Here is a 13,809-nt window from a genome sequence, read left to right as displayed (position 1 = left end):
TAATACTTAATAAATAGCCAATTACGCTGAAGACAAAAGCCCGACTTTATAAGCTTTCTTCAGATATTTTTTAGTTAATTTGAAAAACACACAACTCCAATTCAATGAACCTAAAACGATTTTTATTAGTTTCTTTCTTATCGATCAGCACTACTTTGAGGGTGATGTCACAAGAGACTAGTTATCCGATTATTCCAAAACCTGCGCAGCTGGAAAGCATGCCTGGTAAATTCAACTGGTACAAAAACACGGTGATTCGCAATGGTGCGGGAATCAGCTTTACGGATGCAACAAAAGAACTTCAGCAAATTACCGGGGCTTTAAAAACCACGACTAAACGTCCCAATTTCATCTTAATCAAGAAAGACCCTTCCATAACAGCTGCTGAAGGTTATAAATTAGTAGTAGAACCGAGTCAGATTACCATTTTAGCGGCAAATAAAGCAGGTGCTTTTTGGGCAATCTCTACTTTGAAACAATTAATTGGTACACCAGCGTTCAAGGTAGGTACGGGAGCTTATGTGGTTCCGGCAGTTAAGATTGCTGATGCCCCAAAGTTTGCCTGGCGCGGGATGCACCTGGATGTGTCCAGACATTTCTTTGATCTGGACTATTTAAAGACTTTCATCGATCGCATGGTCTTGTATAAGTTCAACAAGTTTCATTTGCACCTGACTGATGATCAAGGTTGGAGAATTGAGATTAAAAAATACCCGGAACTGACGTCAAAAGGCGCCTGGAGAAAATTAAACGGCCAGGATTCGGTTTGTTTAAAACTGGCAAAAGACAATCCTGATTATGCGTTACCGGAGAAACATTTTAAAACCATCAACGGTGAACGGATGTATGGTGGTTTTTATACCCAGGAAGAAATGCGTGGCTTGATTCAATATGCCACTGCACATGGCGTAGAGATTATTCCGGAAATAGATATGCCAGGTCATATGATGGCCGCTACGAAGCTGATGCCATGGCTGACGGCCTCGGGAATCAGTCAGCAGGGCGTAACCTTCTCTGAGCCATTATGTCCATGTAAAGAGACGACTTATGATTTTGCAGAAAATGTATTGTCCGAAATCTTCTCGCTTTTCCCTAGCAAATATGTGCATATAGGGGCTGATGAAGTAGAAAAAGACAGCTGGAAGAAATCTGAAGAGTGTAAGGAGCTTATGAAGCGTGAAAACTTAAAAAGCGTGGAAGAGCTACAAAGCTATTTTGTACACCGTATGGAGCGCTTTCTGAACAGCAAAGGGAAAAAGATGATCGGCTGGGATGAGATCCTGGAAGGTGGTGTATCTCCTACTGCCACGATGATGTACTGGAGAGCATGGGTACCAACAGCACCGAAACATGCGGCAGAAAAAGGATTAGACATGATCATAATGCCGGGTGAGTACTGTTATTTTGATGCACAACAAGATGGTGGGTCTTTGAAAAAAGTATACAGCTTTGATCCTTACAATTACAACCTGACAAAAGCGGAAGAGAAATTGGTACTGGGTATACAATCGGCGCTCTGGACGGAATACATTCCTTCTGAAGCACGCGCGGAATACATGCTTTACCCAAGAACACAAGCGCTTTCTGAAGTGGCCTGGAGCAATGCGGATAAAAACTGGGCGGAATTTGAAAAAAGAATGAATGCACAATATCCTTTGTTGGATGCGATGAATATCAATTACCGTCAGCCGGACCTGACTGGCTTTTCTCCGAAAAGCGTGTTTGTGAATCAGACCGTGTTGAAAGTGATCAATCCACTGGCTAGCTCTGTATTGCGTTACACCACTGATGGCACTAAACCTACCGTAAATTCTACGGTTTACAATGGACAATTGGTGATCAATAAGCCTACGCAGGTTAAAATTGCAGCTTTCCGTCCAAATGGAAAAATTGGCGAGGTGTACACGATCGATTATGATCAGCAATCTTATGCAAAAGGAGTATCCTTAGCAAAAGCTGAAAAAGGCTTGAAATTCTCTTATTATCCTAAATCTTATAAATTGGTGACTCAGATTAATGAGGCTGATAAAAAATCAGATGCCATTACTACTGCGATTGAAATTCCGGTAAAAGAGCAGGCAACAACCTTTGGAACTAAGCATGAGGGTTATTTTTACGCAGCAGCACAAGGTGTTTACACGTTTTATTTACGTGCGGATGATGGTAGTAACTTATACCTGAATAACAAATTATTAGTCGACAATGACGGTCTGCACAGTGCGATTGAGAAGTCTGCACAGATTGCTTTAGATAAAGGCTACCATCCTTTCAAATTATTATTTATTGAAGGTGGCGGTGGTTACACACTTTCTTTAGAATATGTAGGCCCGGATGGCCAGCGCAAAGCAGTAAGCGCGGCTGATTTCGCACATGAATAAACTACAGGATAAAAAAAGAAGGCTGCATTAAAAATACAGCCTTCTTTTTTTATACAAAACCTGACCTCTATTTAGAGAAATTGACGAAGAAATTAATGCTGACATCATTGAGAATCGTTCTTGTTTTTACGGAATCATTGATTCGGGAGATAACGTCTCCAACGTACATGGCACTAATTTTTCGACAAAGCAATGGTCTAATTATTCACCATATCCTAAAAAAAATCATTAATTTAATCATCAAAAAAAAATGGTTAGAGCATTGGTGATTTCCGGAGGTGGAAGTAAGGGCGCATTTGCTGGCGGCCTTGCTGAATATTTAATTACTGTTTGTAAATACGATTACAAAATATTTATTGGCAGCTCTACCGGAAGTCTATTGGTGCCATTACTTTCTATTGGTAAGGTAGACAAATTAAAAGCGGTGTTTACAGCGGTCACTCAGGATCAGATTTTCAACATCGATCCTTTTATTATCAAAAAGAAAGATGGGATCTTCAGAACAACGATTAACCATTTGGGGATATTAAAGATGTTCATGAAAAAACGGATGACCTTTGGAGAGAGTTTAAATCTGCGTGCGCTCATCCGAAAAACCATCAGCCGCGTTGATTATGAAAACATACAGAATTCCGGGCGTGATGTGATTGTTACTGTCTCCAATCTGACAAAAATGACTGTGGAATACAAATTAGCAAAAGAACATAGCTATGAAGATTACTGCGATTGGATCTGGGCTTCTACCTCCCTGGTGCCATTTATGAGCCTGGTGACAAAAAACGGAAATGATTATGCCGATGGTGGCATGGGCGACCTGATTCCAATTTATGAGGCCATACAGAGAGGAGCTACAGATATTGATGTAATTGTGTTAAAATCAGACCGGAGTCTAATACAAACCCCGGCCATTCATAATGCACTTGATTTAACGTATCGGATTTTTGGATTCATGTTGAACCAAATCGGCCTGGACGACCTAACCATTGGGAAGCTGGAAAGCTTGAATAAAAAAGTAAAACTCAATTTTTACCATCCACTGGACGCATTAACTTCTAATTCCCTGATTTTTGATCCGGAACAAATGAAGCAATGGTGGGATTTGGGCTTTAAATGCGGGCAAGATAGTGCATTAACACCTAAAGTAATTGAGATCAATTAATTTTCCATCTTGGAATCCAGGTATTGATTTGCCGAATTGATCACCGCTGAAGGATAACCAAATAACTCCAGCAGGCGGATGGCATTCTTTGTCTGAAGTATTCCCTTCTTAATTTTATAATCGAAAACATAGCCCCCATTCTCCACCTGCTCGGAGAAATGAAAAAGACTGTATTCAGCGCTCAACAAATTCGCCAACTCCAGGTCATGCGTGGCCACCATCACCATATTTTTATTTTTAACCAGGAATTCAAGCACTCCTTTTGCTCCTGCTATTCTTTCCAGTGTATTTGTTCCTTTGAATAATTCATCAATGACAAATAAATTACGGGATTCGGTGCTTTTTGATTGATCTATAAAGGCATGAATCGAGATGATCTCTTCTAAATAATAGCTCCTACCCGACAAAATATCGTCCTGAATAGCTATTGAAGTAAACACATTAAAAAAGGAAGCCTTATACTGACTTGCGCATACGGTATAAATCGTTTGGGCCATGATCACATTCAGCGCGATTGTTCTCATAAAAGTGGTCTTACCGGACATATTTGAACCCGTGACCACCAAGCCCTGTGCAGCTGTTTTAAGATCGTTTGGTTCACAATCCGCCAGTAAAGGATGATAAGCGGCCTTGATATCAAGGTGCGTGTAGGTATCATCAAAGTCAGGCACACAGAAATAGTCCAGTCCAGTCCGGTATGAGGCGATAGACTGACAACTGTCTAAATTACCGATAAACTGATACAATTCATGAATTTCCGGTCTTAGCTTATTGGTGATCTCAATACACTTATCCAACAGATTATTTTCGACCAGAAAGGTAATTTTAACATACTCCAATAGTAACCAGACAATGCTGGAAAAATCATTTTGATCAGGCTTTTCCGAATGCAATAAAAACTGATACCTGGCCAATGGTTTTAATTTATCGCAGGCACTTAATGCTGCTTCATCGAAAAAAAGAGGATCTAGTTTTGACAACCGCTGCACATAATTTATAAGCTTGGGAAGCTGTGAGAAGGGAGAAATGAAAAACTCCACTTTTGCTTTGTTTTTAAAATGAATGATCAGGTTTACGACAAAGTTCAGGAACAACAACCCGAAAAAATAACGTCCATAAAGCAGACTGAGCGGCAAAAAGACCAAAGGCAAGAGGCTTAGTATGAGCGTTAAATATTTATATTTCGATTGTTTTAATTTCCAGTCAAATATAATATTGGGGATAAAATATGTTAAAGAGTTGTTCAGTTTCAGCAGATTATACGACAGTTCGTCTCTCAACTCTTTATGGTTGAAAAACAAATCAATGAAACGATTCTTCCTTTTCAACTCCGCTTCATCCTTGGAGGGATTTTGTAATAAGTAATATAGATACTGCTGTCCGATTTTGGTCTTACACCGATCTATTTTACTGTAAACCTCATTAATATTCAGGTCTTCCAGGCTCTTGGCGGTCAACTGATCCCGCTCATTGTCCTGAATCAGATGCTCATTATAAAGTCCGATGCGGTCAAAATCCCGGTAACCGATCTGTTCCTCGCCCCATTTCTCCGATAAGTCTGCTTTAATTTTTTGCTGCTTACGGCTGAAATACCCTTTTAAGAGATACCAAAGCAAGAAAAAGACCACTTGGGTGGTTATAAAGAGCGGTATTATCGTCATCTAACAATAATACCAACAAAATCAGACAATCACCTCATATAAAAAATGATATGCATTTGTGTATTAAATACCCAGGGTATCAAAAATCTCGCCTCTACTCAGTTTATCATTTACTTTTGCGATCACTTCTACTTTCGCTTTAAGGCATAAAGCCTGATCGGAAAGACGGACGATGTCCTGGAAAAACACCAGCTTTAGGCCCTGACGTTCCGTTCTCAATTGTACACTAAATACATCAGTACTGGTCAGCGATTGCTTAAAATCCATTTCGATCCTAGACACCATTAAAAGGACGCCTTGTGCAGTCAGTTCTTTAAAAGACTTGTCCATAGACAATAGGTACTCATGTCTCGCATGCTCTAAATAAGATTGATACACGGCATTGTTAACTACTCCTTGGATGTCACATTCGTAATCTCTTACCTTCAATTGAATTTCAAAAATATAATCCTTCATAGCTGGTAAAGATCGTGATCTTTACCAGCATTCAAATGGCTTTTCTAAAAAGCAAGACCATCAATTTATATTCATCACTATTTTTTTTCCATTAGTCCGATTTTCTTCCAGAATTTGATGAGCATCTGCAACAGACTGTGTACTAAATGATTCCAAAACCAATATTGGAGGAACAGTAATGCGGTTACTCCCGATCATTTCCGCAATTCTGCTTAGTTGAGCTCCGTACCATTTGAAATTATTAGAAAGCGAATGTGCATAATTTGAGATGTGATATACTACAGCCCCCTTGTCGAAGAAATCTGAGCGGGCCTTTGCCGTTTCGAAAGCCGTCACATCTGCATAGCTGCCGTTCACACGGATTACCTGAGCACATAATTCCGACATCTCCCCGCCCACCAGATCAATACAAACGTCAAACATTTCTCCTTGATTTTTCGCCAAAATCAGCATCGCTAAATCCTGGCTATGGTAATTTACAATTTGTGATGCTGCTAATCCGGTTCCGATGAGGATCGCCTGGCTTTTAGGATTTCCTGCAGTAAGCACCAGGTTTTTATGCCCCCTGTCTAATAACAGTTTGACTAAAGCCAGACCAACTCCTCCAGCAGCACCGGTAATTAGCACAGTGGCAGTTGGACTGATCTTCAAACGGTCCACAATCTGAAGCGCCGTTAAATAAACCACAGGAACAGCAGCTGCCTCTTGAAAGCTAATGTTACTGGGTTTTAAGGCCAGAATAGTTGCAGGAACCAACATATATTCTGCGTAACTGCCATTGGAGCCCATGCTGCCAGATGCGGCAAACACCGCCTGTCCGGGGTTAAAATGATTTACTGCATGGCCAACCTGAATGACAATTCCAGAAAACTCTCTGCCTAGAACAGGAGAATGCATCCGAGTACTTTCAGATCCGCCCTTTCTCATTTGATAATCTATTGGGTTGAATGCTGTGGCTATTATCTTTACTAAAACCTCTTCCGGGCCGACAGCTGGAAGCGCTATATTTTTACTAAATTCAAAATTCTCGGTACCACCGATTTTTTTTAAGACGATTGCTTTCATTTTATTGGCTTTCATGGATACAAAATTATTCCTGAAAAGCTTATTTTTGCTATGGGTTAACCCAAGGTAACTCATCGCTTATTTCAAATCTATTATGGCTATAATAAACGACAAAGGCACAAAAACAGAAGCCACCTGCGCGCAGGAAAGGCTAGCCATACTCGATACTTTGGACGTGTTAGGAGGAAAATGGAGACTCAACATCATGCGTTATTTAAATGGCAGGATGAATGAGAACAATACCTTTAAAAAAATGCAGCGAGAAATTGAAAACATTTCCGCTAAGATGCTGACTAAAGAATTGCAAGAGCTGGAAATGAATGGTTTGGTTTGCAGAACACCACAGGATACCCGTCCAATCACGGTTAGTTATGCCATCACTGAATATGGAAAAACGGTGCTTCCCTTAACAGAAAGCATTGCGCAATGGGGATTAGATCACAGAACGAAAATTAAAGAAGAAACAAAATCATGAGCAAATACCAACAAGAGTGGAAAAAACTCCTCCAAAAAGAGGAAGCATTTAAAGACTGGAAAATCAGGTCTAGTGGTGGCGATTTATTGATTCGTGTACCTGAGGATACCGAAATGGACGTTTTAAAAATGCAGTTCTTAGACCTGATTGGTCCTTATGCCCCCTTAATACAATCGCCCAAGACCATGCTTAAATTTTATGTGGGTAATACCGCTGAGTCCGATTTCATTTTTACCTTAAATTAAGTATGCAGCCCATTGCAGGGCTGCATAAACAGTGTCCTTCATCTAAACGGCATCTTTAATCTGGCGCTGTACCATCTTTATACAACTTAACCCCTCTCCATTGTACAACGGCCTTCCCCGTCTTCATGGTACCGTAGCATCCGTATTTCATATAATTGGTCGCATTTTCACCATCAACCTTTTCAAACTTTTTCTGGCCATCAACATAAACGATCATTTTGCTGCCAGCGTCCTCTTGTAAGTGTATTACATTGATGTGAACTTCTTTATTGTAAACTCCCGTTGCTAAAACAAAGCTATTAGAGATTTTTAAGGTCCCTCCATTCTCTGAAAACCCACGAATCATCAGCTGTGTTGCGTTTTCTGAAGTACTGCCAAAAATCTGCATCAGGCTTTCATCATTAAGCGGCGCATCAAATTTAAGATAGCCGGAAAACTGCCTGCTTCCTGTACTATAATTATCCTCTATCCTAATCTCTGAACGATTTGATTTTGTCGTTAGAATCTGAAATGTTTCTGTTAGCGTGTTACTATCATAGCTGTAATCTGAACAGATCACTGGTGAACATGCCGATTTATATGCAGTCCAGGCATAAGTTTTCAAACCTACATCATCATCTAAATGAATCTTCTTGACTGGCGTATAGAGCACCCAATCAGTACCTAGAAATTCAGATTGATCTACAAGCGTATGCTCATCACTTTTCTTTTGACATGAAGTGTTAATAGAAACTACGCAAAATAAAAGGAGCGGATAGATTAAATAATTTGATTTCATCATTTTACAAAATGTATAATTAATTATTTGACAGTTATTCAATTAACTAAAGTTATACTTGTTGATGAGTAAAAAAATCAGTTCGATTAGCAATATGCTGAAGCAGATTGGCAAAGAAGTTAGTTTGTGATCACCGCATTTAATGCACTTTTAGTCAGCTCTTTATTTTGTCTGGAAATGGGTATTTTTTGTAAATCACTTAGCAACAAAGTTCCTCCATCCTCTTTTAGATAGCTTTTCACAAAATGAACATTTACTAAGTGTGATTGATGAGTTCGAATAAACTGATGGGGTCTTAATAGTTCAGCAAATTCTTTTAATGTTTTGCACACCAGTACCTGCTCACCATTTTGCAGGAAAAAGTTGGTGTAATTGTTGGTCGCCTCACAGCGGATAATATCTGCAATGCGAACATACATAATCTCCTTTAAAGTTGGTAGGGCAATCTTTGGGCTCTCTTTATTTCCCGCTTTCAGGTATTCCAATAGATTTTCAATGTTATGGTTTTGTTTTTTAAGTCCGATCTTTTGTTTCGCCTTATCAATTGCTTCATTAAACTCCTTGATGTTAACGGGCTTCAACAGGTAATCCAGTGCTGAAAACTTAATGGCCTGTATCCCATATTTGTCGTGTGCGGTGATAAAGATCACCTCAAATTTCACTTCAGACAAACTGCTTAACAGCTCAAACCCCGATTTACCTGGCATTTGTATGTCTAGAAAAACCAAATCAGGAGCATAGGCTTTAATGGCAGCAATCCCTTCATCAGCATCCTCTGCAATAGCAACGATAGAGATATCAATCCTATACTGATCAATTATATTTTTTATATTTTCAATATTATGCTGCTCGTCATCAATTATAATAGCACTAATCATTAGATGTTCCAGTTTGATAAACGAATGCCAATAGTTGTCCCTTTTTCATTTGAGTCTATATGTAATTTTGTAGGTTGCCCTTTGTAGATCTGACAAAGTAAAGCTACATACTCTTCACTTAATTTTAATCCGTGTCCAGCTATTTTTGCCTGAACATTGAAGCCAAAACCGTTATCTCTGATCATAAATACAAGATCGTCTTCTTCTATATTAACGGTCAATACAATCTTCCCTTCTTGCTTTAATCCCGCTATCCCATGTTTTACGGCATTCTCTACGAAAGGTTGCAATAACATAGCAGGGATTTCCACATTGGCTTTATTGATGTGTTCATCTACTTGAATTTCATATTGAAAGTTAAAACGAAGTTGTTCCATTTGCAGGTAATCTTCCATCAATAGTAATTCATCTTCCAGGCTGATTAACTCTTCTTTGTCACTATCTAAAACCTGCCTGGTTAGACCGGCAAATTTCGACAGGTAATAATTTGCATCACTGATGTTATTTTTATTGATCAGGTTTTGAATGGAAGAAAGGGCATTGAACATGAAATGAGGGTTCAGCTGTGCACGTATCGACCTTAATTTTAGCCCGACTACCTGCTGGTCTCTTGCTACACGCTCCATTTTATTTTTATGATGTCTATGATATAACAGAAATAGCAAAGCAACACCCGAGAGTGTTGCTAAAGAATAAATTAAGACCTCCTTAATGGAAACCTTACGATCAATTAATGGAGCAGCTTTCACCTCAAATGGGATTCTAAGTATTTGTGTTTCTGGCCACCGCCCAATATCACCACCTCTTTGGATCAGGATTTCATAATTTCCTGGGTTTTGATAATACTTACCATCAAACTCCAACACATCTCCTGTGAAAGCCCCAACAATCTCAGTAGTATCGGACTTCCCCTTCAGTTTACTAAGCAGATACACAGAATACATCACTGTTTCATGATTTTTAAAATAAAACCTCATATTATCCATGCCATTCGAAGGAAATGATAAGTTTAATGGAATGTTTGTAACTGGATCAAATTTGGTCGCCAGTCCACCATTAGGTATTTTTTCCATCAGATTATAAAGCTCGGCCGACTTTACTTTCCCTGAAGGTACCATGGCCACCATTTGGAGAAGTTTCGGTTTAAAATTACTGCGCCAATCAAAAATAACCCCATCCCTGATCCCATAATTATGGACATTGACCACTTCTACAAACACCTGTTTTCCTGGAGATTGAAATTTACCAATAAACCCATAAGGTTGTTTAGCACCATATTTTTCTGCTAATGCAGGGATTTTAGACCAAGGTACCAGTTCAGAACTGTCATTCTCAACTACTCGGTAGCGATAATCATCCACATTGCTTTTGTTAATCCCAAGTGCTATTAATATGGCCTCAGAACCGTCTGAGATTAAATAACTGGAATATGATCTGGAAATAGACTTGACCTGTACTGGAAAAAAATTCGTCAGCTTAGGACTCAACTTCACACCTAACATAATGGGACTTTTAGGAACTACATTTTCACTTACAAACTGATTTTCCGGCAAAAGCATTGTAAATGCCTGATAAACGGCAGTATCAGCAGCACTTATCGTATTGGGCGTTCGCATTTTTGACTTGGTGTCCGTAGCGTAATTATCAAAGTAAATTTGATTTCCAAATGGTGGATTCTTAGACTGTGCGAGCCCTACTGGTGCGAGAACGAGGCTGATTACCAACCAAGCCAATAGCAATAAAAAAAAATTCTTCATGGTGTTTAATTTTAGGGGTTAATAATTTACACCACAAAAATGTATTTTAAGGGATTCGGTAACAACCTACAATGAGTAGCTGGTCTTATTCGCTTAGAATTGGACTCCTTTAGCAATGAGCAGCACCTAATTTCCCAAATGGCAAAGATTATCAATTTTAAATAAAACTGATAAAACTTCGGAAAAATAAATAACTTCATGAATATGAAGCCCTTTTTATTAAAACTCCTTCCTACTACGGCCTTACTGTTATTTGCCATTCCATTACTTGGACAGACTGCAAAAGCCAGCGCCGTTAAACCTACCGCATTAAGGTGTGAACACCTGGAAAATCCTTTAGGCATAGATGTCTTACATCCGCGACTTTCCTGGATGATGGATGACTCCCGACAAGGTGCAAGTCAATCCGCTTACAGAATTATGGTAGGCAAAGACTCCCTGGCTTTGACCAGAAAGAAAGGAGCTTACTGGGATTCTGGAAAAATCAGCAAGTCGGTCAATCTAATCAATTATCAAGGTCAGGCATTGGCGCCGTTTACGAAATACTTCTGGGCAGTTGAGCTTTGGGACAAAGATGGAAAGCCATCTTCTGCGCCTGTAGTGGCAAGCTTTGAAATGGGAATGATGAAAATGGAGAACTGGAAAGGAACTTGGATCAGCGACAAAAACGACATACAGAAGCGGGAAGCACCTTATTTCAGGAAATCTTTTAAGACATCCGCTAAAACGATAAAGTCTGCCAGGGCCTACCTCGCTGCCGGCGGGCTTTATGAGCTGTATCTTAACGGGAAAAAGGTAGGAAATCATCGGTTAGATCCCATGTATACCCGGTTTGACAAAAGAAACTTGTATGTATCCTATGATGTCACTGCTCAAGTTAAAAAAGGGGAAAATGCAATTGGCGTAATCCTGGGAAATGGTTGGTATAACCATCAAGCTCTGGCCGTATGGAATTTTGATAAAGCAGCATGGAGGGCAAGACCAACCTTCTGCCTGGATTTAAGAATTACTTACGAAGATGGAACCACAGCCCTGATCACTTCTGATCAAGATTGGAAAACCAGTACTGGCCCGATTGTATTAAACAACATTTACACCGCGGAACATTATGACGCCAGACTGGAACAGTCAGGTTGGAATACCGTAGGTTTTGATGACAAAAACTGGAAGAATGTGATTGCGCGTCAAGCTCCTTCCAATCAAATCGTAAGTCAGGCGATGGCACCCATCCGCAATGTCGAAGAAATCCCGGTGAAGTCCATCAATAAGATCAACGACACGACTTATGTTTTTGACCTGGGCAGAAATATTTCAGGCGTCACGAAGCTAAAGGTTGATGGTCCGGAAGGCACAGTCATCCGACTTAAACATGGAGAACGCCTATATAAGAACGGCCATGTTGACCTTTCAAATATCGACGTGTATTACCGCCCAAAAGACAATACCGACCCTTTTCAAACCGATATCATTACCTTATCTGGCAAAGGTCCTTTGGAATTTATGCCTAGATTCAATTATAAAGGCTTTCAATATGTAGAAGTTAGCAGTAACAAACCGATACAACTCCTTAAAGAAAGCATCACCGGATACTTTATGCACAGTGACGTTTCGGCTACAGGAAAAATCAGCTCCTCAAATCCCTTGATTGATAGATTGTGGTGGGCGACCAACAATTCGTATTTATCTAACCTGATGGGCTATCCTACCGATTGTCCACAGCGAGAAAAGAACGGCTGGACGGGAGATGGTCATTTTGCCGTAGAAACAGGTCTTTTTAATTTCGATGGCATCACCGTTTATGAAAAATGGTTGGCAGACCATCGGGATGAACAGCAGCCGAACGGTGTACTTCCAGATATAATCCCGACAGGTGGTTGGGGCTATGGAACAGCCAACGGAACAGATTGGACCAGTACCATTGCCATCATCCCTTGGAATATTTACCTGTTTTATGGGGACTCCCAATCACTTGCAGACTCCTATAATAGCATTAAAAAGTATGTAGATTACTTGGAAAGCATTAGTCCGACGGGCATAACGACCTTCGGCAGAGGCGACTGGGTCCCAGTTAAATCCGAATCTTCCTTAGCATACACCTCCTCCACTTATTACTATGTAGATGCGGTAATTCTCGCTAAAGCAGCGCGTTTATTTGGTAAATCTGCGGACGAAAAATATTACAGCACCTTGGCTGAAAAAATTAAAAAGGCCATCAACGATAAATACTTCAAGCCGGAGTCCCAAATTTATGCTTCTGGAACACAGACGGAGCTCAGTATGGCACTGCAATGGGGTTTAGTACCAGAAGCGCTTAAAGCTAAAGTTGCTGCAAATCTGGCAAAAAGAGTAGCAGCAGACGGCATGCATCTGGACGTTGGAGTGCTTGGCGCTAAAGCCATTTTAAATGCGCTGAGCGATAATGGTCAGGCAGAGACCGCTTATAAACTAGCTGCTCAGGATACTTATCCATCCTGGGGATGGTGGATTGTAAATGGTGCGACTACACTCTATGAAAACTGGGACATTAATGCCCCGAGAGACATTTCCTTAAACCACATGATGTTTGGTGAGATCGGTGCCTGGTTATTTAAGGGGCTTGGAGGAATTCATCCGGATGAAGCACAGCCAGGGTTTAAAAATATCCAGTTACGTCCTAATTTCGTATCTGGTCTGGATCATTTCGAAGCGGAACATGACGGCCCATATGGTAAAATCAGCTCCGCCTGGAAAAGGGATGGGAAGAAAGTAATTTATGAGGTTAACATTCCACCAAATTCCAGTGCAACCATCACCTTCCCATTAGAGGAAAATCAAAAAGTTATGCAGGGAGGCAAAACACTTAGGGCTTTTGTGACTGTAAAGGCCGGTCAGCATCGCTTTGAAATTAATTAGGTAAAATAAAACAAACTCAGTATATTGTATTGTAATTCCTTAGCAAAACAATTCAACAAATCAGA

General features: G+C 40.1%; 11 protein-coding genes. 5 read left to right on the top strand and 6 right to left on the bottom strand.

Going from position 1 to position 13,809, the window contains the following annotated elements; all coding sequences use genetic code 11:
- Window positions 1–104: 104 nt before the first annotated feature.
- Window positions 105–2,378, top strand: a complete 2,274-nt coding sequence (locus GM920_RS01835; protein ID WP_182952907.1) for a family 20 glycosylhydrolase — start codon at window positions 105–107, stop codon at window positions 2,376–2,378.
- Window positions 2,379–2,628: 250 nt separating this feature from the next.
- Entirely contained in the window at window positions 2,629–3,537 is a 909-nt protein-coding gene (locus GM920_RS01830) for a patatin-like phospholipase family protein (protein WP_182952906.1), read from the top strand.
- Here GM920_RS01830 and GM920_RS01825 read toward each other — a convergent pair.
- From GM920_RS01825 to GM920_RS01815, 3 genes are all read right to left on the bottom strand, one after another.
- A complete protein-coding gene (locus tag GM920_RS01825; protein WP_182952905.1) occupies window positions 3,534–5,198 on the bottom strand; it encodes a MutS-related protein in 1,665 nt (554 codons plus the stop codon). The two genes, GM920_RS01830 and GM920_RS01825, sit on opposite strands and share 4 nt — an antisense overlap.
- Window positions 5,199–5,261: 63 nt before the next feature.
- The gene (locus GM920_RS01820) at window positions 5,262–5,654 is read right to left on the bottom strand and encodes an acyl-CoA thioesterase (RefSeq protein WP_182952904.1); all 393 of its coding nucleotides are present in this window, start codon (window positions 5,652–5,654) and stop codon (window positions 5,262–5,264) included.
- Window positions 5,655–5,714: 60 nt separating this feature from the next.
- A complete protein-coding gene (locus tag GM920_RS01815) occupies window positions 5,715–6,734 on the bottom strand; it encodes a quinone oxidoreductase family protein (RefSeq protein ID WP_202986014.1) in 1,020 nt (339 codons plus the stop codon).
- A gap of 79 nt (window positions 6,735–6,813) precedes the next feature.
- Here GM920_RS01815 and GM920_RS01810 point away from each other — a divergent pair, with 79 nt between their 5' ends.
- Both GM920_RS01810 and GM920_RS01805 read left to right on the top strand, forming a co-directional pair.
- Window positions 6,814–7,194: a winged helix-turn-helix transcriptional regulator gene (locus GM920_RS01810; protein WP_182952903.1), complete on the top strand. Its 381-nt coding sequence runs from the start codon at window positions 6,814–6,816 to the stop codon at window positions 7,192–7,194.
- On the top strand, window positions 7,191–7,439 hold the full coding sequence (locus GM920_RS01805; protein WP_182952902.1) for a hypothetical protein: 249 nt from the start codon (window positions 7,191–7,193) through the stop codon (window positions 7,437–7,439). The genes GM920_RS01810 and GM920_RS01805 overlap by 4 nt, the downstream gene beginning before the upstream one ends.
- Window positions 7,440–7,494: 55 nt before the next feature.
- Here the strand turns inward: GM920_RS01805 and GM920_RS01800 are convergent, their stop codons facing one another.
- From GM920_RS01800 to GM920_RS01790, 3 genes are all read right to left on the bottom strand, one after another.
- Window positions 7,495–8,220 (bottom strand): hypothetical protein, encoded by a 726-nt coding sequence (locus tag GM920_RS01800; RefSeq protein WP_182952901.1) that lies wholly within the window; start codon window positions 8,218–8,220, stop codon window positions 7,495–7,497.
- A 116-nt stretch (window positions 8,221–8,336) separates the two neighbouring features.
- Window positions 8,337–9,095 carry a LytR/AlgR family response regulator transcription factor gene (locus tag GM920_RS01795; protein WP_182952900.1) on the bottom strand — a complete coding sequence of 253 codons (759 nt, stop codon included), beginning with the start codon at window positions 9,093–9,095 and terminating at the stop codon, window positions 8,337–8,339.
- On the bottom strand, window positions 9,095–10,852 hold the full coding sequence (locus GM920_RS01790; protein WP_202986013.1) for a sensor histidine kinase: 1,758 nt from the start codon (window positions 10,850–10,852) through the stop codon (window positions 9,095–9,097). Before GM920_RS01790 ends, GM920_RS01795 begins: the two co-directional genes overlap by 1 nt.
- A 204-nt stretch (window positions 10,853–11,056) precedes the next feature.
- Here GM920_RS01790 and GM920_RS01785 point away from each other — a divergent pair, with 204 nt between their 5' ends.
- Window positions 11,057–13,744: a glycoside hydrolase family 78 protein gene (locus GM920_RS01785; protein WP_182952899.1), complete on the top strand. Its 2,688-nt coding sequence runs from the start codon at window positions 11,057–11,059 to the stop codon at window positions 13,742–13,744.
- Window positions 13,745–13,809 lie beyond the last annotated feature (65 nt).

Source organism: Pedobacter gandavensis (genome assembly GCF_014172405.1).
Lineage (GTDB): Bacteria > Bacteroidota > Bacteroidia > Sphingobacteriales > Sphingobacteriaceae > Pedobacter > Pedobacter gandavensis.
Note: the sequence above shows the minus strand (reverse complement) of the source record. Positions and strands in the feature narration are given on the sequence as shown.

Bases quoted from the DNA above. Each gene is read 5' to 3' on its own strand.
- GM920_RS01790 (WP_202986013.1), bottom strand. From the start codon at position 10,852: ATGAAGAATTTTTTTTTATTGCTATTGGCTTGGTTGGTAATCAGCCTC.
- GM920_RS01805 (WP_182952902.1), top strand. From the start codon at position 7,191: ATGAGCAAATACCAACAAGAGTGGAAAAAACTCCTCCAAAAAGAGGAA.
- GM920_RS01835 (WP_182952907.1), top strand. From the start codon at position 105: ATGAACCTAAAACGATTTTTATTAGTTTCTTTCTTATCGATCAGCACT.
- GM920_RS01795 (WP_182952900.1), bottom strand. From the start codon at position 9,095: ATGATTAGTGCTATTATAATTGATGACGAGCAGCATAATATTGAAAAT.
- GM920_RS01810 (WP_182952903.1), top strand. From the start codon at position 6,814: ATGGCTATAATAAACGACAAAGGCACAAAAACAGAAGCCACCTGCGCG.
- GM920_RS01825 (WP_182952905.1), bottom strand. From the start codon at position 5,198: ATGACGATAATACCGCTCTTTATAACCACCCAAGTGGTCTTTTTCTTG.
- GM920_RS01785 (WP_182952899.1), top strand. From the start codon at position 11,057: ATGAAGCCCTTTTTATTAAAACTCCTTCCTACTACGGCCTTACTGTTA.
- GM920_RS01815 (WP_202986014.1), bottom strand. From the start codon at position 6,734: ATGAAAGCCAATAAAATGAAAGCAATCGTCTTAAAAAAAATCGGTGGT.
- GM920_RS01830 (WP_182952906.1), top strand. From the start codon at position 2,629: ATGGTTAGAGCATTGGTGATTTCCGGAGGTGGAAGTAAGGGCGCATTT.
- GM920_RS01820 (WP_182952904.1), bottom strand. From the start codon at position 5,654: ATGAAGGATTATATTTTTGAAATTCAATTGAAGGTAAGAGATTACGAA.
- GM920_RS01800 (WP_182952901.1), bottom strand. From the start codon at position 8,220: ATGATGAAATCAAATTATTTAATCTATCCGCTCCTTTTATTTTGCGTA.